18 protein-coding genes are annotated in these 22,380 nt (G+C 42.0%); 12 read left to right on the top strand and 6 right to left on the bottom strand.

Translation table 11 applies throughout. The features are described from left to right. Positions 1-86 precede the first annotated feature (86 nt). Positions 87-1,649 carry a peptidoglycan DD-metalloendopeptidase family protein gene (locus tag HWQ23_RS26325; protein ID WP_292835035.1) on the top strand — a complete coding sequence of 521 codons (1,563 nt, stop codon included), beginning with the start codon at positions 87-89 and terminating at the stop codon, positions 1,647-1,649. 62 nt (positions 1,650-1,711) lie between these two features. Here the strand turns inward: HWQ23_RS26325 and HWQ23_RS26330 are convergent, their stop codons facing one another. Continuing rightward, a complete protein-coding gene (locus HWQ23_RS26330) occupies positions 1,712-2,392 on the bottom strand; it encodes a riboflavin synthase (protein WP_292835038.1) in 681 nt (226 codons plus the stop codon). Positions 2,393-2,733: 341 nt separating this feature from the next. Between HWQ23_RS26330 and HWQ23_RS26335 the strand changes: the two genes are divergently transcribed. After that, complete coding sequence (locus tag HWQ23_RS26335) at positions 2,734-3,231, top strand: bifunctional nuclease family protein (protein WP_273768592.1); 498 nt, start codon at positions 2,734-2,736, stop codon at positions 3,229-3,231. 107 nt (positions 3,232-3,338) lie between these two features. Next, positions 3,339-4,469 (top strand): aldo/keto reductase, encoded by a 1,131-nt coding sequence (locus HWQ23_RS26340; RefSeq protein WP_292835103.1) that lies wholly within the window; start codon positions 3,339-3,341, stop codon positions 4,467-4,469. Between the two features lie 657 nt (positions 4,470-5,126). On the opposite strand, the gene HWQ23_RS26345 is transcribed toward HWQ23_RS26340, so the two are convergent. The 3 genes from HWQ23_RS26345 to HWQ23_RS26355 form a co-directional block, all read right to left on the bottom strand. Further along, complete coding sequence (locus tag HWQ23_RS26345) at positions 5,127-5,459, bottom strand: DUF5615 family PIN-like protein (RefSeq protein ID WP_292835047.1); 333 nt, start codon at positions 5,457-5,459, stop codon at positions 5,127-5,129. Then, positions 5,456-5,686: a DUF433 domain-containing protein gene (locus tag HWQ23_RS26350; protein ID WP_190742120.1), complete on the bottom strand. Its 231-nt coding sequence runs from the start codon at positions 5,684-5,686 to the stop codon at positions 5,456-5,458. The genes HWQ23_RS26345 and HWQ23_RS26350 overlap by 4 nt, the downstream gene beginning before the upstream one ends. A 613-nt stretch (positions 5,687-6,299) precedes the next feature. Then, entirely contained in the window at positions 6,300-7,343 is a 1,044-nt protein-coding gene (locus tag HWQ23_RS26355; protein ID WP_292835053.1) for a hypothetical protein, read from the bottom strand. A gap of 268 nt (positions 7,344-7,611) precedes the next feature. Between HWQ23_RS26355 and HWQ23_RS26360 the strand changes: the two genes are divergently transcribed. The 3 genes from HWQ23_RS26360 to HWQ23_RS26370 all read left to right on the top strand — a co-directional run bounded on the left by HWQ23_RS26360 (position 7,612) and on the right by HWQ23_RS26370 (position 10,766). Further along, positions 7,612-7,890: a tyrosine-type recombinase/integrase gene (locus HWQ23_RS26360; RefSeq protein ID WP_292835105.1), complete on the top strand. Its 279-nt coding sequence runs from the start codon at positions 7,612-7,614 to the stop codon at positions 7,888-7,890. A 246-nt stretch (positions 7,891-8,136) separates the two neighbouring features. Then, positions 8,137-9,945 carry an ABC transporter ATP-binding protein gene (locus tag HWQ23_RS26365; RefSeq protein WP_292835108.1) on the top strand — a complete coding sequence of 603 codons (1,809 nt, stop codon included), beginning with the start codon at positions 8,137-8,139 and terminating at the stop codon, positions 9,943-9,945. 179 nt (positions 9,946-10,124) lie between these two features. Continuing rightward, positions 10,125-10,766 carry a Uma2 family endonuclease gene (locus HWQ23_RS26370; RefSeq protein WP_292835056.1) on the top strand — a complete coding sequence of 214 codons (642 nt, stop codon included), beginning with the start codon at positions 10,125-10,127 and terminating at the stop codon, positions 10,764-10,766. A gap of 40 nt (positions 10,767-10,806) precedes the next feature. Here HWQ23_RS26370 and HWQ23_RS26375 read toward each other — a convergent pair whose 3' ends face one another. Then, a complete protein-coding gene (locus HWQ23_RS26375; RefSeq protein WP_292835059.1) occupies positions 10,807-11,037 on the bottom strand; it encodes a type II toxin-antitoxin system HicB family antitoxin in 231 nt (76 codons plus the stop codon). 295 nt (positions 11,038-11,332) lie between these two features. On the opposite strand from HWQ23_RS26375, the gene HWQ23_RS26380 reads away from it, so the two are divergent. From HWQ23_RS26380 to HWQ23_RS26395, 4 genes are all read left to right on the top strand, one after another. Next, positions 11,333-13,750, top strand: coding sequence for an AAA family ATPase (locus HWQ23_RS26380; RefSeq protein WP_292835062.1), 2,418 nt, complete (start codon positions 11,333-11,335; stop codon positions 13,748-13,750). A 111-nt stretch (positions 13,751-13,861) separates the two neighbouring features. Further along, positions 13,862-16,540, top strand: coding sequence for a U32 family peptidase (locus HWQ23_RS26385; RefSeq protein WP_292835065.1), 2,679 nt, complete (start codon positions 13,862-13,864; stop codon positions 16,538-16,540). Between the two features lie 106 nt (positions 16,541-16,646). Next, positions 16,647-17,423, top strand: coding sequence for a class I SAM-dependent methyltransferase (locus tag HWQ23_RS26390; protein WP_292835068.1), 777 nt, complete (start codon positions 16,647-16,649; stop codon positions 17,421-17,423). 61 nt (positions 17,424-17,484) lie between these two features. After that, on the top strand, positions 17,485-18,030 hold the full coding sequence (locus HWQ23_RS26395) for a hypothetical protein (RefSeq protein WP_292835071.1): 546 nt from the start codon (positions 17,485-17,487) through the stop codon (positions 18,028-18,030). A gap of 130 nt (positions 18,031-18,160) precedes the next feature. Here the strand turns inward: HWQ23_RS26395 and HWQ23_RS26400 are convergent, their stop codons facing one another. Next, positions 18,161-18,532 carry a DUF2237 family protein gene (locus HWQ23_RS26400; RefSeq protein WP_292835074.1) on the bottom strand — a complete coding sequence of 124 codons (372 nt, stop codon included), beginning with the start codon at positions 18,530-18,532 and terminating at the stop codon, positions 18,161-18,163. A gap of 1,345 nt (positions 18,533-19,877) precedes the next feature. Here HWQ23_RS26400 and psbA point away from each other — a divergent pair. Both psbA and aroC read left to right on the top strand, forming a co-directional pair. Then, on the top strand, positions 19,878-20,960 hold the full coding sequence (gene psbA, locus HWQ23_RS26405) for a photosystem II q(b) protein (RefSeq protein ID WP_104905973.1): 1,083 nt from the start codon (positions 19,878-19,880) through the stop codon (positions 20,958-20,960). Positions 20,961-21,198: 238 nt separating this feature from the next. Further along, positions 21,199-22,287: a chorismate synthase gene (aroC, locus tag HWQ23_RS26410; RefSeq protein WP_292835077.1), complete on the top strand. Its 1,089-nt coding sequence runs from the start codon at positions 21,199-21,201 to the stop codon at positions 22,285-22,287. Positions 22,288-22,380 lie beyond the last annotated feature (93 nt).

The raw sequence follows: 22,380 nt of genomic DNA on the forward strand, positions 1-22,380 counted from the left end.
GAGGTTTGTTCAAAATTCCGCTCTTTGGGCAAGACAAACCACTAGCATCATCTCTTTAGACTAATTACACACAACTGAGAGAACAAATGACGCAGCGCAATAATTCTGCCCCTCATCGTTTGCATTACTTATGGCAACAAGGTCTGACAAAAAAACGCTTTGCCTCGACGCTACCAGCTCAGAGCCTCTGTTGGCTGAGTAGCATCAGCCTCCTTAGCGGCGGCTTTGTGTTTGCCCAAACGGAAACACAAATAGACAACATCGTTCCCACTGTTGAAAGTTCCCAACCAACAGCAGTTACAAATCCAGTTAAAAAACAGGCTATTGCGCCCGAAGCAGCCCAAGCGCAACCGGAATTTTCCCAACGGCGAGCCAGACTCAGAAAGAGATTAGGCAAGCCAGAGGTTGCTCAATCAAAAGAGCCAGTTAGGCAGTCTACACCCAAAATCGAAGCTGCCCAACCTGTTGTGATTATCAGACAGTCTTCAAACCCCAAAGTAGAAGCCTCTCAGGTTACTCCTGCAAGGGCGAGACAGGAAAAACCCAATACCCCTGCCCGCTATGCACCTGAAAAATTAAGAGAAGTTGCTCAACCATCAAATAACTCCAACAGTACTGTCAGTGCAACGGCACAGAAAACCAAGGATTATAATAACGCCTATATTGATCCTAATAGTTATGACAGTGGTGCCACAGCTACTTATCAAGCACCAAATTCCGTAATTCTCACAGACCGTTCCAGTGGTTGTCGAGCTATCTTGCCGTCAGGGCAAAGTCTATTAGGCGGCGTTTGCGCCAAAGTACCCCAAAGGAATGTAGCTGATTCTAATGGTAAACCAGCACCTACTTGGCTCAGAAGAAGTCAAAATGCACAATTAGCAGTAGTTCCACCCGTGCGGCAGATTGCATCTTCTACTGGCAACACCAGCAGATGGCGTCCTACTCAAAGTGGTTCTAGCGGTGTCACCAAGAACGCATTGCGCCCTAATCGGTTTATCCCCAATCCTGGCGAGTTCAGCCCCACAAGAGTGAGTGCAACTCCGATTGCGCCGAGTGGCGGTACTTTACCTCCACCAATGGCAGATGGCAACATTGCACCCCGCCCCAGCAGCGTAGCTTACGACTTCTCACTGGCATCAGTATTGCCGCAAATCCCCTACACTGGGGCGGTCGCCTATAGTGGTACGGGAATGATGTATCCACTGTCTATTCCCGCTCCCATTACCTCGTTGTTTGGTTGGCGAGTTCATCCAATCACAGGAAACCAACGCTTCCATGCTGGTACAGACTTAGGTGCGCCTACGGGAACACCAGTTTTGGCAGCTGCTGCTGGTCAAGTGGAAACTGCTAACTGGGTGGGTGGTTATGGTTTAACCGTTATCCTAAATCACAAATCCGCCGAACAAACTCTCTACGGTCACATGTCAGAAATCCTTGTTCAACCTGGTCAGTGGGTACAACCTGGAACTGTCATCGGGCTAGTTGGTAGCACCGGGAACTCCACAGGCCCTCACCTGCACTTTGAAGTCCGTCACCTGTCACAAGATGGGTGGGTTGCTACCGACCCAGGTGTGGAATTACAAAGTGCCCTCAGCCAGTTAGTGCGAGGCTTGCAGACCGCCCAGGTAAGCCAACAACCAGGCAGCTAAATTGAAAATTTTGGATTTTGGATTTTAAATTAATCTAAAATCCAAAATCTAAAATCTAAAATTCAGAGATACCCGTGTTCTGCTAAGAATCCGGGTGTAATGCCATCTATACTATTATTATCAGGGGCTGTGGTGTGTGGGTTCCCAGAGTAAAGGAATTTTTCCACGTATTTGCCGAGAATATCCCCTTCTAGATTCACTAAACTCCCAGGAACCAAATAGCGAAGATTTGTCTCGGCATAGGTGAGGGGAATTACTGCCACCTTGAATTGGGAAAGTTCTGGCTCATATGCGGCTACTGTGAGGCTGATGCCATTGACAGCAATGCTACCTTTAGGGACAATGTAGCGTGCGATCGCCTCGGATGCAATAAAGGTCATTTCCCAAGAAGTAGCCGTTTGTTCTGTCACTAGCAATCGACCGATGCCGTCTACATGACCCATCACAAAATGACCGCCAACTTTGCTGCCCACCCTTAGCGACGCTTCTAAGTTGACATATCTCTGTTGCGTTTGCTCACCTCCCAAAGTCGTGCGGCGTAGTGTTTCCGGTGAAGCAGTGGCGATAAACCCGTCTTTTAAAACTTTTTCCACTGTCAGGCAAACACCATCTACAGCAACACTGTCACCATAAGCCAAATCTTGCCTAATTACTTCACCCGACTGGCTTACACAAGTAATTTGCCAAGAATCGCCCCCTAAGGGTTCCATCGTTCCTAATGTCTGGATTAATCCTGTAAACACGGCTTTTTTGTCAAACTAACTCTATTTATTGCCTACTTTTGCCTGAAATCAATTGGTAATTGTCACAGAAATCTAGAACATCCAAGTATATTTTCTGACTTTTTTTTCGTATGGGGATATTAACACATTAGCATCCTTCACAAGGCATACTTGGGTAAGAAGGTTATTCTCTAAGAAGACCAATTTGACTTACTCTGGTTTTCACCACAAGTTCGGAGTTTAATAGAAGCAATTATAGAGAACAAATGCTTATGTTTATTACTGTCACTCAACCGCCTAAAAAGGGGTACTATTTGTTACACAGCATCCAAGGCTCTCGAAGCATTGTAGAGGCTTAGGCAATGATTGAAATGAAAGTCGCTGGCATAGCATTAGATGCCATAACCCGCAGCCCGATCGTACTTTTGAAAGATTCTTCAGATCGGCGGGCTTTGCCAATTTACATCGGTCAGGAACAGGCAAGGGCAATTATGGGTGCGCTGGAGAATCAAAAGCCTCCCAGACCCTTAACCCACGACCTGATTGTGAATCTTCTAGAGACTTGGAACATGACTCTAGAAAAGGTAATTATTCATTCCCTGCAAAAGGATACATTTTATGCAGCTTTAATTGTCCAGCAAGGTGATGTTAAAAAAGAAATTGACGCACGTCCTAGCGATGCGATCGCCATTGCCCTCCGTACAAATACCCCCATCTGGGTAATGGAAGAAGTGATTGCCGATGCTTCTATCCCTGTTGACCGCGATGCAGATGAAGCTGAACAGCAAGCCTTCCGTGAATTTATTTCCAATCTCCGTCCTGAAGATTTGATTAAGCGCTTTGGTAATGGCGACAGCTAGGCAATTTTAGATTTTGAATTTTGGATTTTAGATTAAAGGAAAAATCTAAAATCTAAAATCTAAAATCTAAAATCTAAAATTGAATGACTTCTAACTCTTTGTTAAAGATGCAATACCGACGCTTTGGGAAAACGAATCTGCGCCTCTCGGTTTTTTCTCTGGGAACAATGCGCTATTTGGCTGATTTTGAAAATGCTTACCAGACTATCGAACAAGCCTTAGCGCTAGGAATTAATCATCTAGAAACTGCCAGAGGTTATGGTAAAAGTGAGGAGTATCTTGGTAGGGCGCTAAAAGCTGGGTTGTCACTACCCCGAACGAAGCTTCACGTCACTACCAAAATCTCACCCACAGCAGATGCTGACACCATGCGTCGGTGCATCGACGAATCCCTAGAACGTTTACAGCTAGATTATTTAGATTGCTTAGGCGTTCATGGTTTGAACACTTGGCAACATTTAGAGTGGGTGCAAGCCAAAAATGGCTGTATGCAAGCCGTAGAGGAAGCTGTTGCTGATGGTCGAGTGCGACACGTTGGTTTTTCTACCCACGGGCCATTAGAGGTAATTCAGGCAGCAATAAATACAGATTTTTTTGAATTTGTCAATCTGCATTATTACTATTTTTTCCAAAGAAACGCACCAGCGATTCAGCTAGCAGATGAGAAAGATATGGGCGTTTTCATAATTTCTCCTGCTGATAAGGGAGGACGCCTCTACACGCCACCCCAAACTCTAAAAGACCTATGTCACCCGTATTCACCCTTAAAATTAAGTTATCGATTTTTACTTGCTGACAACCGTATTACTACTTTGAGTATAGGGCCAGCCAACCCAGATGAATTAATGGAACCTTTGCGAGTTGCTGACCATGATGGAGAGTTAACATCAGCAGAAATTTCTGCTTTTCAGCAATTAGAAAATCACCAAAAAATTGCTTTGGAAACTGATAATTGTAGCCAGTGTTATGCTTGTTTGCCTTGTCCAGAAAATATCAATATTCCAGAGGTATTGCGGTTACGTAATCTCGCAGTCGCATACGACATGAAAGACTATGGCCAATATCGTTACGGAATGTTTGAAAATGCCGGTCACTGGTTCCCTGGAATGAAAGGCAACCGTTGTACAGAATGCGGTGACTGTTTGCCTCGCTGTCCAGAAAAGTTAGATATTCCAGCTTTGTTGGAAGATACTCACGAAAGATTAAATGGGAAAGTAGGTAGGAGATTGTGGGGTTGACACTCTCCGGTCTAAAGACTTACTGTGTACACACAAGTCGGAAAACCTCATCCACATTGGCTTGAATCTGGTAGGGTGCGTTATGGACATTAGTCCTAATGCACGGAAAATCTGAGATGGTGCATTAGTAGGGTGTTGACTTTGTAGAAAATGCGCTAAAAAAAATTCATGCAATTTTTGTGTCATCATCCCAGCCTGAAAACACAGTTCTTCTTTGCGATAGTATGGACTGACCAAAAACTTGGGATGACCATGCTTTCAGATCAAGGTATCGAACAGTTTCTAGTGCTTGCTTAACTACAGAAGTTGTTAGGGATTTTGATTTGTTCCAAAAATATTCAATTAATTTTGCTCAGGTACTTAATGATTAGGGCATGTTCAAGAGAACGCGAAAATGAGTGTTTATGCCTAATCCAGGGTCAAATTCGCTATCAGTCCCTCTTCTGTGCAACTACTTTGACCTGTGCAATTGCACCCTCTGGAGCTATATGTATAACGACGTATAACATTGCCCATCACCCGACGCAGATAACCTATCAATTCCAACAAATAACTTCTCGGTGGTTGGCGTGCATGGGCGTTGTTATGCAGCGATAAATAACCATTATGTTTTCTCTATTTCAAAAAACCTGGAAGAGATCCAAAATCATCGGCGCATTATGATAAAGCAAGCAGCGATAAGTTCTCATCTTCATAAAATAATTTGCTCGCGTCAAAATTCTGACGCAGCAAATTCTCAACCTGTGATGTCGAACAGTTGCCAAGGCGAAGCCAAATAACTTTCGGTGGATTCCCAAATACTAAGCTTAGGTCGTGCATATCTGCATCTTTCGAGACAATCATCAAATTATTGTCCTTTGCATAATCCCAAACGATTGGGTCGATCGTTGCCTTCATACCCACATCTCGAACGTGAAATGAATTTGGGAAAAGATCGCTCAAACAGTTTGGCAACTTGGGCGACAAGTTTTCGTCAAAGAGCAACTTCATGCGGATAATGGAGCGGTCATAAACCGACGCTCACGGTCGGCAGCGTAAGCAATACAAGCTTTTAAATCTTCTCGCGTTAGATCAGGAAAATCGTCGAGAATTTCTGCTTCGGTCATCTCGGAAGCCAGGTACTCAAGCACTTCATAAACCGTAATTCGCAAGCCACGGACACAAGGCTTACCACCACGTTTATTGGGTTCGATCGTGATGTGATTTCGGTAGTTCATACGTTGAAAGTATCTGAATATTAATCAAATTATAGCTTTGCAGCGGCGATTGATTCACCCTTCACTTTAGATGATTCAGTTTCCACTCTACCCACTGCATATAAGTTTGAACCTCTGCGGGCGCATCCAAAACCTCAAATTGCGACTCTGGATCGGTCAGCAAGTCCAAAACCAATTCCTCATACTCCTCTGGTGTAATCTCAAAGGGTTTCCATGAACAACCCCCACTCTCCCAGCATCATATTGAACTTTCCCGTTTGGCAACAGGCCGTCAGGGAAAAACTCATTAGGCACACCGTGCTGCAATAAGTAACTCAATACATGGAAAGGTGGAATAAATCTGTGTAATACGTAAGGCATCGCAAGTAGCAAATTCTTCAGCGTTCCTCTTGTCCAAATTCCACCCACACAATGCATCACATAACGTTTGAAACGCAATTCTCTCATCAAGCGATCGCCCTCTCATTTTAGCCTCGCGATTGCATCCACGGTTGCAGCTTAAAGTGCAATCTGGCTTCTGGTTAGTACTGCCAGAGAAAAGTGATGCTGGGTTTCCTGTTGTAAACCCAGCCTACGGCGATAGGCGATCTCAATTTAAACTATCTTGTTGTGCTTAAAATTTGATTCCGCGCTTTTTCAATAAAACGTTTATGGAATCATCTTTAATTGCAAAATCATATAGCTCCTGATTGTAGCAATTTATTTCATTTGTAAATTCAATTGCATCTTCAAAATAATTTTGCATTACATTTTGATTTGGAATGAGATTATTGAAATATATTTTCAAAATGCCTAAAACATTGTTCAAAATTTCTTGAGGATCAATGTTTAGCTTCGGGAAGTCACCTTTAATATTGTCGTAGAAGTATTCAACCATATTATATATCCTCACTAAAGGATGAGGATGTGAGTATTGCTTTATATAAAAATCTTGCTTATCAATAGTACATTCTGAATTGATTGGATTCGTAACTCCAAAATAAAATAGATTTTTTGTAATGACTATGCTTGCTAAGGCAATGTACAACATACATTTAAGTTTTTCGTTGTCTTTATACTTTAGGCTTCTATACACACTGAATGTATACTTAAGTACCTCATAAGATGCCATCCTATCTGCATCAAATTCCCATGCATGGTTTTTCAAGGTAAAATCACTTTTGTCCAAATTTTCGGAGTACAAGAAATTCTTGCATATTTTGGAGCTATTGAACTGTAATATATGTTGAAATTCATGACTAAAAGTATACTGAATTGAGCAGTTCAGCATGAACTCATTAAACTTAAAGTTCTGATCTTTATGGAGATCAACATAAGCATCTGAAATAGATTTTTCGTTAATAAAGCCAACACATATAATGTTCGAGAAGTATTTGTCATCAAACTTATCTTTCATTAAGACAGGGTATCCATTCGTAATCCCTATAATGTTATAATGCTCGATTCTTCCTGCAAAACCATTGCACCTATAGTAGTCTTCGCTTATGTAGAAAACACAATTATCCAAACAGAATATATCAGCGTAAGATTGATATAACTCTTTGAATTTTTCTTCAAAATATTTATAAGTAATTATCAAATTTGCATCTAGCCCTTGATAGTCAAAGGCACTTTTAATTATTCCTTTCCTAATAGGAATTCCCTTAATGTCTTTCACGTGCTCTTGCGTTTAATTTTGCAGTATAACTATTTATTATACGGACAAATTATTGTGCGTGACACAAAGGGAAATGAAAGTCGGGTGACGATGTTACCTGAAAGTATTGCTGAAGAATTAAAAATTTATTTGTAAGGTGTAAAAATTTATACGCCAACAAGATTTAGAAAAAGGTTATGGTTCGGTTTATTTACCTTTTGCATTAGAAAGAAAATACCCCAGAGCCAAGTATGATTGGATTTGGCAGTTTGTTTTTCCTTCTGGAAGCATCTCTAAAGACCCCCGTAATGGTGAAGTTCGTCGTCATCACCTTCACGAAACTAGTTTACAAAAAGCGTTAAAACAAGGGGTTCGCGAAGCTGGTATTCAAAAAAAAGTGGGTTGTCATACGTTTTGCCACAGTTTTGCTACCCATTTATTACAAAATGGCTACGACGACATCCGCACAGTGCAGGAATTACTCGGACACAAGGATGTAAAAACCACGATCATTTACACCCATGTACTTAATAGGGGTGGTAAAGCTGTTCGTAGTCCGCTTGATTAGAACTACTGGCATATATATATTTTGCATGAGTTTTGAACACCTAAAATGGTAGAAAGTTAACACCCTAGTGCGTTAGCCTACGGCATAACACACCCTACAAAACTAGTTTTTAGGTTTCAACTTTGGGGTTTTCAGCCAACATTCTGATAAAAATGTAAAATTTATAAAGATTAATATAGAGTTAGGTAGATCCGCCCAAGCTGGGGTATCTCGCGCAAAAAAGATGAAAATTAAAAAAAAAGAAATATCCTACGCCAATCACTGACGGTTTTCCGCTACAGTGGACGGGCTGTAAACCTAGTATGGACTACTAGCCGATCGCTGACTATTCTTCTGGCTAGTTTAACAATAGTTGCTGGTCTTTTACCGGGGGCGATATCCTACATCAGTAAGCTAATTGTTGATGCGGTGGTATTTGCCTCTCAAGTTAACTCAGACAGCAATGGTTTTGTGAATATTTCTCACCCTTTGTTGTATGTAGGATTTGAAGCGATCGCTGTCATTTTACTAGCAGGCAGTCAGCGCGGACTCACTATTTGTCAGTCGTTATTGCGGGCGCTAATGGGTCAGCGTGTGAATGTCCTGATCTTAGAAAAGGCGCTGACACTCGATCTTAGGCAGTTTGAAGACTCAGAATTTTATGACAAATTGACCAATGCCCGACGAGAAGCATCAGTTCGTCCGCTTTCTTTAGTAAGCCGCACCTTTGGGTTAGTGCAAAATGCTCTTTCCCTGTTCACCTACGGTATTTTGCTAGTAAATTTCTCAGTTTGGGCGGTGGTGGTGCTGATTTTGGCTGCCATACCTGTATTTATTGCAGAAACAAAGTTTGCTGGGGAAGGCTTTCGCTTGTTTAGTTGGCGTGCGCCAGAAACTCGTCAACAGAACTACTTAGAAAATCTGCTAGCAAGAGAAGATTTTGTCACAGAAGTTAAACTCTACCAGTTGGGAGAGATGCTGCTAGGACGTTACCGCAACCTGTTTGAGCAACTTTATGGCGAAGACCGCGATTTGACTCTCCGGCGAGGATTTTGGGGGTATCTCCTGGGTTTAGTCAGTACTGGTGCTTTTTACGTAGCTTATGCTTGGATTGTGTTGGAAACAGTGCTAGGTAAGATTTCTTTGGGAGATATGACAATGTATCTCACTGTGTTTCGCCAAGGACAGTCTACTTTCTCCAATGCTCTTACTTCTATTGGAGGGATGTATGAGGACAACCTATATCTATCAAATCTCTATGATTTCCTGGAAGAGGAAGTACCAAAGTCTTGGGGTAAAGCAACCATTGGTTTAAATTCCCAAGATGGTATTCGTTTTGAGAACGTATCATTTACTTATCCAGGAAGTTCCAAGCCAGCGTTGACAAACATTTCGCTGCATTTGAAACCCACTGAGAAACTGGCAATTGTCGGTGAAAACGGTTCCGGTAAAACTACCTTAATCAAACTACTTACCCGACTGTACACGCCAGACTCTGGGCGAATTTTCTTAGATGGCTTGGACTTGCAGGAATGGGATGTGGATGTGCTGCGGCGTCGTATTGGTGTGATTTTTCAGAACTTTGTCCGCTACCAGTTCACAGTGGGGGAGAATATTGGCGTGGGTGATGTAGAACATCTCGAAAACAAAACCCGTTGGCAAATTGCTGCCCAAAAAGGCATGTCCCAATCTTTTATCGACCAATTACCCCAAAGCTTCCAGACTCAACTTGGTCGTTGGTTTAAGGGAGGACAGGAACTTTCGGGGGGACAGTGGCAGAAAATTGCTTTGTCTCGTGCTTTTATGCGATCGCAAGCAGATATCTTGGTGTTAGATGAACCAACATCAGCAATAGATGCCCAAGCTGAGTTTGAGATTTTCAATCATTTTCGCACTGTTACTCAAAATCAGATGGTACTTTTGATTTCCCATCGCTTCTCAACGGTACGAATGGCTGACAAAATCTTAGTTATAGAAAACGGGGAAGTTATAGAACAGGGAACTCACGAAGAATTGTTACAGCTAGGGGGACGTTATGCCAAGTTGTTTTTGTTACAAGCAGCCGGTTATCAATAGGATGTGAGCTATTTTGTGAATTTAGATAGCGATGCCTACGGCGGGCTGCGCCTACGCACACTTTGTAGAAAGCACATAGCAGCTCTATCAAACCATGTTAACCTGTTCGGTAAACATGGGTAAAATCTCTTTAGTGCCTAGACGCTCCGTATCGTTAAACATTGTTACCCGATAGAACTATGCAAATAACACAACAGCGATACTATACCCCAGAGGAATATTTAGAGCTAGAAGAAGCTGCTGACTACAAAAGTGAATACATTGACGGGCAAATAATTTCTATGGCGGGTGGAACAGCAAATCACAATCGTATAGCTGGTAATTTCTATGCTGTGTTAAACTTCGCGTTCAGACAACAAGAATACGAAGTGTTTAATAGCGATATGCGTCTGTGGATACACCAAAAGCGTATCTACACGTATCCAGATGTGACAGTAATAGTCGGTGAACCAGAATTTTTCAACAACCGTACAGATATTATTACAAATCCCCAAGTTATTGTTGAGGTTTTGTCTAAATCTACTAAAAACTACGATTCTCCTGCGGAGACGCTATGCGAACGCGAAGATAAATTTCAGGCTTACCGAACTATTTCTACCTTCCAAGAATATTTATTAATTGACCAAACTCGGATTCATGTAGATCAATTTTCTAAAACTGGGAAAAAGCAATGGACGCTTCGTGAATATGATGAAGAAGATGATGCGATCGCACTTGTAACCGTACCCTTTGAGATTTCCCTACAGGATTTATACAACAAAGTTAAGTTTGAGCCTGTTGAGTCCGAAGGGGAAAGTGCTGATGTTGAGGGATTGGGGTAAGGTGCGATCGCATGACTTATGCAAAGCATCTTAAAAAGATTTAAGCCACTTTTAACGGTTTTTGAGGAAAAGTAATTGGCTCTGGCAGAGCTTTTCCTCTCTCTTTATACCATTCAATCAGAGACTCAATCACCTCTTGGCCATTTTTAGCGGCTTCTTCATAAGTCTTGCCATGAGTGTGGAATTGCTGCCAAGGGAATTCCGGTAAGTGTACTAAGTAGCAATTATCCTCATCTGACCATTGAATTACCATACTGTAGCGATCGCTCATTATTCCTACGCCATATAATTATTGTTGCCTATAAAGTTGATAGGGCGATTGCCTAATTCATCTTTACTGACTAAGGTGATCATCTGATTTAATTGAGCGATTACTTTGCTTATCCAAAGCAGATAGTGGATATTTCGTAAACTCTCCTACCTATCAAATAGGGTTAGTAACAATAAAAGTTAAGGTATCATCCACGACTAGAGAATAAGAATTATTTTTTACTCTAAATTATATTAGTATAAATATACTATTAGCAGCCTCAAGCCGCTAATCTGTAGTATCTGCAAAGGATTAGATGTTAATGAATATTGATCAAGCAAAAGAAAAATTTAACTCACTATATACAGAATTAACACAAAGCTGCATAAAAATTGAGACTGAACAGGATGCACGGTTCCAAGTTATTGACCGCATTTTGACAGAAGTTTTGGGATGGCAGAGAGAAGAAATTCTTACAGAGCCTCATACAGACAGTGGCTATATTGATTACCTAATAACGTCTAGAGGACGCAGCAGGCTTGTAGTGGAGGCGAAGCGAACATCAAAGCTACTGATTGATACTCGTCAACCACGTATGGCTTGGTACAAAGTTGGTGGTTCTGCGCTTGAGTCAGCAGCAGATGGATTAAATCAAGCAAAACGCTATTGTACTGACAAAGCTGTGTTGTTTTGTGCTTTGACAACAGGTTTTGAGTGGATTGGCTTCTGGGCCCTTCGTACTGACGGTACGCCTCCAAGTGAGGGTAAAGCAATTGTATTCCCTAACCTTGAATCTATTCAACAGAATTTTGCTACCTTCTACGACGTGTTCTCACGAGAGGGAATCTTAGAAGATTTATACAAAACGTACATATATGAGGCGGAAGGATTAAAAATTAGTCATAATGAATCTCTTTATTCAGTACTTGAGAATTCTGATAGATATTTACTTACAAAGTCTGCATTATTCAAAGATATTGAGAATGTCTACCACAGCTTTTTCAGTAGTATGTCAGGGGAAGACGATCCTGATATGCTTGCCAAATGTTTTGTGGAATCAAAAGAAAGTAGAGAAGCCGATGAAAATTTACAAAAAATAACACGAAACTTATTGAATAGAATTGATATTGTTAATTCAGCGAAGGGTATTGAGCTACAAAATCAAATCCGTAATTCTGTAGAATTACAGAAAGGAGAATTTGTTTTAATAATAGGTAATAAAGGAGCTGGTAAAACTACATTTATCGATAGATTTTTTCGTTTAATATTAGACAAGAGTCTTAGAGAAAATTGTTTATTAATTAGGGTTGATTTAGCTGATTCTAATGGGGAACAAGCTACTATTACTAGTTGGCTAACAGAGCAACTAAAAATTGAGTTAGAAAATGGCTTATTTAAGGATGAATATCCATCATATAGCGAACTTCAAGGAGTATTTTATCAAGAATATAAAAGATGGAGATGTGGTGAGCGTAAGCCTTTGTATGAAAGGAACAAAAATGAATTTAAGGAAAAATTTGGAGAATATATTGCAGATTTTACTGAAAAACATCCAGATGATTATGTAATGAAATTAATTAAAGATGCTACTAAAGCAAGAAGATTAATGCCATGTATAGTTTTTGATAACACTGATCATTTCCCACAGATATTCCAAGAAGCAGTGTTTCAATATGCACAATCTATATATAGAAAAGTTTTTTCATTTATTATTTGTCCAATAACAGATCGAACGATTTGGCAGTTGTCAAAGTCAGGCCCACTACAGTCATATGAAAATCAAGCTTTTTATCTTCCTGTACCGTCTACAAAAGACGTTTTAGCTAAACGGATAGAATTTATAAAAGAAAAAGCAATAGAAGGTTCAGAAGGGAGTAAAAAATACTTTACTAAAAAAGGTATTCGCTTATCAATTCCTAACATTAGCGCTTTTGCTTTTGCTGTAGAAGATATATTTATTAATGAAGATTACATAGGACGCGTAGTAGGGTGGCTCTCTAATCATGATATCAGAAGAAGTTTACAAATTGCTCGAAGAATTATCACTTCACCTATCACTGATATTTCTTTACTTGTAAATGCTTATGTAATTGGTAAAAAGTCTCACATTAGTCATTGGCAAATCAAAAAAGCACTATTAGTTGGAGATTATAATCACTTTTATCAAAAAGATAGCAATTTTATTTTAAACCTTTTTGAAGTTCAACCTAGCAGTATTACAAGCCCACTACTGAGGTTATCTATACTACGCTTATTATCTGACACATATTCTGAGAACTCAGATACAGAAAAGAATTATCTGTATATTGATGATATTCTAAATTATTTTGAGCCTGTGACAATCAACAGGATTCTAGTTAAGGAACACTTAAAGGCTCTTCTGGATTATCGCCTCATTGAAACCTATGACCCAACTGATGCAAATATTTACGAATCACAAAGAGTTAAAATTACTCCTTGCGGACGTATACATTACGAATTTGCTGTTGAAGAAAAAGAAGGAATTTATATAGGTCAAATGGCTTTAAATACGCCTATCGCTAGTCAAAGTTATCTTATGCGTGTGCGTGATTTTCTTAAAAAGAAAAGAACTCGACAAGATTGGGTAGTTATTATTAAATTATTTGTTGAATATTGCTTGCAACAAGATAGTCTATATATTTCTTTACCTCAAAAACAAATTTATGATAGCCAAAGAAAATTACGAGAACGCATCAGTCAACGTTGGACTTAAGTAAAAATTCATTATCAGGATGCTAAATAACCAAACCTCACCCTATGCTTTCCCCACCATTTCCCACCAACTTAGATAAAATCACTATGGTGCTACTTAACCCTAAATCTGATGAAAAGCGATATCTCCGATGGGCTACGCCTACGCCCCCCTTCCCAACCCTCCCTTCAACGTCCAGAACTACTCGCGCCAGCAGGTAATTGGGACTGTGCTAAAGCTGCTGTGGAAAATGGGGCAGATGCGATTTACTTCGGTTTGGATCGCTTCAACGCCAGAATGCGGGCACAAAACTTTACTGAGGCAGACTTACCCCAATTGATGACATTTCTGCACCGTCGCGGCGTAAAGGGTTATGTTACTGTCAACACACTAATATTTCCCAAAGAACTAGCAGAAGCACAGCAATATCTCCGCACAATTATTGCAGCAGGTGTGGATGCGGTCATTGTCCAGGATGTCGGAATTTGCCGTCTCATTCGTCACCTGTCGCCCGATTTTCCCATCCATGCTTCCACCCAAATGACAATCACTAGTGCGGCTGGGGTGGAATTTGCCAAGTCCCTCGGCTGTCAATTGGTGGTGCTGGCGCGTGAGTGTTCTCTTCAGGAAATCAATAAAATTCAGCAGCAGATTGCCCAACAGGAAACTTCGCTGCCCTTGGAAGTCTTTGTTCACGGTGCTTTATGCGTAGCGTATTCCGGTCAGTGTTTGACTAGCGAGGCTTTAGGCGGACGTTCTGCAAACAGAGGTGAATGTGCCCAAGCTTGCCGGATGCCCTACGATTTAATCGCTGATGGCGAAGTTGTAAATTTAAAAGAACGCAAATATTTACTCAGTCCTCAAGACCTAGCAGGCTTAAATGTTTTGCCAGATTTGGTGAAATCAGGAGTAACTTGTCTCAAGATTGAAGGTCGTTTGAAAGCCCCAGAGTATGTTGCTAATGTCACCCGTGTTTATCGGCAAGCTTTGGATAGCGTGATGACGGAATTGGAAAGACCTAACCCCCTAACCCCCTTCCCTACCAGCGTTGGGGGAATAAAGACCCCCCTCTCCGTTTCGGAGAGGGGCTGGGGGAGAGGTCAATCAGATCAAGAACACTACAACCTAGAAATGGCATTTTCTCGCGGACTCTACACGGGTTGGTTTGGCGGGATTAATAATCAGGAACTAGTTCACGCCCACTTTGGTAAAAAACGTGGGGTTTATTTGGGTGAAGTCAGCCGCATTCACAACGAACAGGTAACAGTTAAACTGGAAGCGCCTGTAAAACCAGGAGATGGAATTGTATTTGACTGCGGTCATCCAGAGGCGAAGGAAGAAGGCGGCCGGGTTTATGCTGTGGTGTCCAAAGGTAAAGAAACCATGCTAACCTTTGGTCGAAATGACTTGAACCTGCGCCGAGTGCATATAGGCGATCGCATTTGGAAAACCAGTGATCCAGAACTCGATAAGCAACTGCGGCAGAGTTTTGCTGGCGAGAACCCACAATTTCAGCGTCCGATTAATATAGAAATTTATGGAGAAGTTGGTCAGGCGTTGATTGCGATCGCTCGTGATCAACTCGGTAATATTGTACAGGTCGAGTCTGCAATTTCATTGGTGAAAGCACACACCAAACCCCTAGATACAGACCGTTTGCAAGAACAATTCGGTCGTCTCGGTAACACACCTTTCTGTTTGGGAACGCTAACCAACCACCTCAGTGGTATCTTTATGCTACCCGTAAGTGAATTGAACCGGATGCGGCGGGAAATTGTCGTGCAGTTGGAAGAATTGCGAAGTCAACCCAAACGCTGGCAATTACGTTCTGATGTCTCTTTCCAAGACCTACTCCCCTCCTCATCTCCCACCCTGCGGTCAGCTAAAGCTACATCTCCCTCACTCATCGTCTTAGTACGAAACCTCAAGCAACTCCAAGCTGCCCTGAAAGCTGGTATTGAAACCCTATACTGTGAATTTGAAGACCCCCGCGCCTACCGAGAAGCCGTTCAAATGGTGCGCCAACAAAAGCAAAAAAACAAAGCAGACAATTCTTCACTCCTAACTCCTAACTCCCAACTCCCCACTCCCCACTCCCAACTCCCCACAATTTGGGTTGCACCTCCCCGAATTACCAAACCGGGGGAAAATTGGATTTTGCAGCAAGTACGTGCCTGTGAAGCAGATGGCTATCTAATACGCAACTATGACCAATTGCAATTCTTTGCTCAAGACCGTTGTATTGGAGATTTTTCGCTCAACGTTGCTAATCCCTTAACAGCAGACTACTTTCAGCAACACTTTGGTTTAGAAAGGCTGACGGCATCCTACGATCTGAATATTACCCAACTACAAGACCTGCTTACCAGTTGCCCACCCCAGTGGTTTGAGGTGACAATCCATCAACACATGCCGATGTTTCACATGGAACATTGTGTATTTTGTGCCTTTCTATCAACGGGTACAGACTACACTAACTGTGGACGTCCTTGTGAAAAGCAGGAAGTAAAATTGCGCGATCGCGTTGGTAGCGAACATGTCCTCAAAGCCGATGTAGGTTGTCGCAATACTGTATTTAACGGCACTGCTCAAACCGGAGCCGAGTACGTACAACGCCTCATAGAACTGGGATTACGTCGCTTTCGCATCGAGTTTGTGAATGAGACACCAGAGCAAGTGAGTAAAACAATACATTGCTATAGTCAACTACTGCAAGGCGAGATTACAGGTTCTCAACTATGGCGCGAGTTGAAGTTGCAAAATCAATTGGGCGTAACTCGTGGCCCTATGGGAGTATCTGCATTAGGATAATAAGCTAAAAGTGAAAACATATATTGGACATAATTAAAAATCTTTTCTACTGTGATGATCAGGCGGTCATCAATCCGCAAATTAACACACTGTAATTTCACTACTTATGAATAATCTTTCAATACCTAAAAATTATTGGGATGCTGCTCTTTACGAAGATAAACACGCTTTTGTCTGGCAGTATGGTGAGGACTTACTAAAATTCCTCAACCCTCAGCCAGGAGAATCCATTTTGGATCTTGGCTGTGGTACGGGACAACTCACAGAAAAAATTGCCCAAGCTGGTGCTGATGTATGGGGAATTGATAGCGCACCTGCGATGATTGAAAAGGCAAGAGAAAACTATCCCGATATCCGGTTTGATGTTGCGAATGCGGCAAATTTTCAAGTAGGCAAGCCATTGGATGCTGTGTTTTCCAACGCTGTACTACATTGGGTGAAAGAAGCAGATAGTGCGATCGCTTCCATACATCAATCCCTAAAACCCGGAGGGCGTTTTGTCGCAGAATTTGGGGGTAAAGGGAATATAAAGGCGATCGCCACAGCTTTGGAAAGCGCCTTAGAAGCAGTTAATATTCCCGCACAAGCCCTAAATCCTTGGTATTTTCCTAGTATTGCTGAATATGCCAGCCTATTAGAACAGCAAGGCTTTGATGTCATCTATGCCATGCTTTTTGCTCGTCCAACTCCTTTAGCAGACGGTGAAGCAGGTATGGCAAACTGGATTGGGATGTTCGCCAGTACTTTTTTAGCAGGACTTTCTAGTGAGCAACAAATACAAGTAATTCGCGTCATCGAGGAATATCTTAAGCCAACACTGTATCGACAAGGAACTTGGATAGCAGACTATCGAAGAATTCGTATAGTTGCCATTAAACTTTAAATTGTGCGAGTTCTGACTTATGCCTTAATTACAAATTACGAATTACGAATTAGCATCAGCTATGCATATACTCAAATTGTGCGATCGCCCTTGGCGCAGCCATCGCCAGGCATCCTTTTTATTACTACTAACCATCACCCTCACAGCTTTACCAGTTGCGCCCTCACTAGCGCAAATGCGCCTAATACCGTCGCCTTCTACTGCGCCTCTGGAACTAGACTTATTGACAAAGCCAAAAGACTATGTAATCACAGCTAACACCATTCATCCAGAAGGATTAACCGTTCCCAGCTTATGGTGGGCACAACAAAACTCTGAGAAAAAGCTATTGGATAATTGGATAGCATATCCAGCTTCTGAAAAAGAACCTGCACGAGTAGACTTGATCGTGAATCAGCAAATTTGGAGCTTACTAGAGTATGTAGAGCGCTACGACTTCGTAAATCGCTTGGGTAGCGCTGCACGGAACTTTGGTTACAATGTCCGGGTATTTAATTATCAAAAAGAACCCTTGGCAACCTATACTTGCAACTTTAGTACAAGTCCAGCTTCATGCACTATCCAAACGACTATTAACAACAAGATAGGGTTACAGCGTTCTTTGTAGAAAAGGGAGTGGGGAGTGGGGGAGTAGTGCTGTTAGCTTTCTTCTCTTGCGTTTAGGCCGTGCTGAGTCAAGAGTGGGGAGTAGGAAGCAGGGGAAGCAGGAGAAGAACCAACCAATGCCCAATGCCGAATCAAGACGAAGTTAAGGCATGTTTTTTCAGTTCGTCTAGGGAAACCACTTCCAAAGCTCTAGCATGGGTTGCTGAAAGTATGACGGGTGGAGCAACGCCAGCATCGAGAGCTTCTTGCCAACGAGAAGCACATAAACACCAGCGATCGCCAGGCTTCAGTCCAGGAAAATTAAAATCAGGAACAGGTGTACTCAGGTCGTTCCCCCGCAATTTGGTGAACTCCAGGAATTCTGATGTCACTTCGGCACATATGACATGCGACCCGAAATCCTGACCACCTGTGCGGCAAAAACCGTCGCGGTAAAACCCAGTTATGGGAGAAGTGCAGCAGGCTTCTAGGTTTCCATCGATTACGTTTTTAGCTTCTGTCATCGTTAATTCGTTGCGCTTTATTTTTTCATTTCTATATAAGCCTATATTGACACTTCTTTAGTTGAATTAAAATCGCTATCCCTAATTAATTCGGAAAAGCAGGGAATTTTAGGATCACTACTCATATATTGCTTTGAGTGGTAGAAGTGCGATAAGCTATCGCACTTGTTAACCCTGGTAACAAGTATCTTTTTACCGAAATACCGCGATTGAGGCTAAAGCGAAAAACCCCAATCATTAAACAGGCCGTGCCTGATATTTATGGAGTATATTTACTTCAGGTTTTGAGAGAAGAAAATCGGCTACTCCAAAAAGATTTAGTACCTATTTTTAAAACAGAATCTATTATATCGGCCATATTGAAAAAGCGGCGTAAATTAACAACTAGACATATTGAAGAACTAGCAGAATTTTTTCATATTTCACCTGCTGCTTTCTGACCAAATTATCTTGAATAACTCCTTATTAGTTGAGTGTAAAAGTGCAATCGCTTACGGTGGGCGGGTACGTCATCACACTTGTTAAACCTGGTAACAGTTTATTCTACCGGGAATTTAACATAGGGCACTGCTGAAAAGACAATCCGCGCTCATTTCATTCCGTTTAGTGATCTAGTAAGTCACTTACCCCGCGATCGCACCTTCAACAAATTAAAAGTGGATAAGCAGGACGCCTGCCTATCTACTCTTAGGTTTTACGGCTATTTACTTACCTCGATTATCAGATTTTCCTGGTAGTCGAAAATAGCAAGACACAAGTTTTGCTGCGTTTGTGGAAGATATTGCTAGGAAGATGAGTTGTACTTTCCTGAAACCGTACAATGTGGCTTATCTACACCTTGCAAGATTTCAGGAAGCGAAAATTTTTTTAGAGTTCCACAATTACTAAAGTAAAAATCCAATAAAAACCCCTGGCAAACTGCCAGGGGTAATGCAAGTCAGTACTTTCGCATGGAATGTATCCTACTCAAATACCATAGCAACCGTCTAATTTAGAGATATGCCATTTTGCCAAACAAAAAAAGCCCCCAGTGGTAAGCCGAGGGTTAATTTTTTTTGGAATAGCGGTAATCTACAAAGCTATTATTCCCAGTCCAGTAGGCAATAGAACCAAAATAGAATAAGAATTTCTCCAACCATCATATATATAGATGTCATATAAACAAAAGAGAACTTTGGCGTATCCTAACCTCGTTGTTTACCTTTAAATAAGTAAAGCTAATAGGTTATATCAGGTTTACTGAAGTAATAAAACTTGATAAAAAATTGTAAAGCATTGTAAAGTATATTCACAGGCAAAAACAAAACCGCCTGATTCATAAATAACTAACCGCACTTATAAAACCATGACAACAACCTTACAACGTCGCGAAAGCGCCAACGTATGGGATCGGTTCTGCGAGTGGATCACCAGCACCAACAACCGTATTTACATCGGTTGGTTCGGCGTAGTCATGATCCCCACCCTGCTAGCCGCCACTGCTTGCTTCGTAATCGCCTTCATCGCCGCACCTCCAGTAGACATCGATGGAATCCGTGAACCTGTTGCAGGTTCCTTAATCTACGGAAACAACATCATCTCTGGTGCAGTAGTACCTTCCTCCAACGCTATCGGCTTGCACTTCTACCCAATTTGGGAAGCAGCTTCTCTAGATGAGTGGTTGTACAACGGCGGCCCTTACCAATTGGTAATTTTCCACTTCCTGATTGGCATATTCTGCTACATGGGTCGTGAATGGGAACTATCCTACCGCTTAGGAATGCGTCCTTGGATTGCGATCGCCTACTCAGCACCAGTAGCAGCAGCAAGTGCAGTATTCTTGGTATACCCCATCGGACAAGGTTCTTTCTCTGATGGTATGCCCTTGGGTATTTCTGGAACATTCAACTTCATGATCGTGTTCCAAGCAGAACACAACATCTTAATGCACCCCTTCCACCAATTAGGTGTAGCAGGTGTATTCGGCGGAAGTTTGTTCTCTGCAATGCACGGTTCTCTTGTTACTTCTTCCTTAGTTCGTGAAACTACCGAAACTGAGTCCCTTAACTACGGTTACAAGTTCGGTCAAGAAGAAGAAACCTACAACATCGTTGCAGCCCACGGCTACTTCGGTCGCTTAATCTTCCAATACGCTTCCTTCAACAACAGCCGCAGCTTGCACTTCTTCTTAGCAGCGTGGCCTGTAATCGGCATCTGGTTTACCGCCTTGGGTGTAAGCACAATGGCGTTCAACTTGAACGGTTTCAACTTTAACCAATCAATCATTGATTCTGAAGGTCGTGTGATTGCAACTTGGGCAGATGTAATCAACCGGGCTAACCTGGGTATGGAAGTAATGCACGAGCGCAACGCTCACAACTTCCCCCTAGATTTGGCTGCTGGTGATTTTGCTCCTGTAGCTCTAACTGCTCCTGCTATCAACGGTTAAATAGTAAAGTTTAGCTATTCCCAAAAAGCGCTCTCCCAGATTGGGAGGGCGCTTTTTGATTTAAGTTAGCAACAAATGAGGTATTTACCAATATTATAGATAGTTGGATAAAAACTCAAAGATTCTGTTGCATAAATGTTAAAAAATAGCGGAAAGTTCTACAAAGATTCAGAGCAAAAATAAACTTTTGCAATAACTCTAGGTAAAATACATAAGCCTCACCTTTTTCCTCAACATCATGGGCAACACTTTTGGTCATCTATTTCGGATAACTACTTTTGGCGAGTCTCACGGCGGCGGTGTGGGGGTTGTGATTGATGGTTGTCCTCCACAACTAGAAATTTCAGCAGAAGAAATTCAAGTAGAGCTAGATAGAAGGCGTCCCGGACAAAGTAAAATTACGACCCCTCGCAAAGAAGCGGATACCTGCGAGATTTTATCCGGGGTATTTGAGGGCAAAACTCTGGGAACGCCGATAGCAATTTTGGTGCGGAACAAAGATACTCGTCCCCAAGACTACGACGAGATGTCCGAGAAATATCGGCCTTCTCACGCAGATGCAACTTATGATGCCAAATATGGCATTCGCAATTGGCAAGGTGGGGGTAGGTCATCAGCGCGTGAGACAATCGGAAGAGTAGCAGCAGGTGCGATCGCTAAAAAAATTCTCCGTCAAGTCGCCAATGTCGAAGTTATCGCTTACGTTAAGCGCATTAAAGACTTGGAAGGTATCGTTGATCCAAATACTGTCACCTTAGAACAAGTGGAAAGCAATATCGTCCGTTGTCCCGATGCTGAATGCAGCGATCGCATGATTGAATTAATTGAGCAAACTGGTAGACAAGGGGATTCTATCGGCGGTGTCGTAGAATGTGTGGCGCGAAATGTGCCCAAAGCTTTGGGCGAACCAGTATTTGATAAATTGGAAGCTGATATCGCTAAGGGTGTAATGTCTCTCCCTGCTAGCAAAGGCTTTGAAATTGGTTCCGGTTTTGGGGGAACCCTGCTAACGGGAATTGAGCATAACGACGAATTTTATATTGATCAAAATGGTGAAATCCGCACACTAACAAACCGTTCTGGTGGTATTCAAGGGGGGATTTCCAACGGGGAAAATATCATTTTGCGAGTTGCATTTAAGCCGACAGCAACAATTAGGAAAGAGCAGAAGACTGTAACTCGTGAGGGCGAAGAAACGCTATTAGCAGCGAAAGGACGCCATGATCCTTGTGTATTACCGCGTGCAGTTCCAATGGTTGAGGCAATGGTAGCGTTGGTTCTGTGTGACCATTTGTTACGGCATCATGGGCAGTGTAAGGTCTTGTAGGCACTACAAGGTGAGCATTTCAATGAGTGCAAATATACCTGGCAATTAGAAATCGCGGGTATACAAACTCTCGTTCGCCTGCGCTTATTCAAA

It is taken from the genome of Nostoc sp. JL33, from assembly GCF_017114985.1.
GTDB lineage: Bacteria > Cyanobacteriota > Cyanobacteriia > Cyanobacteriales > Nostocaceae > Nostoc.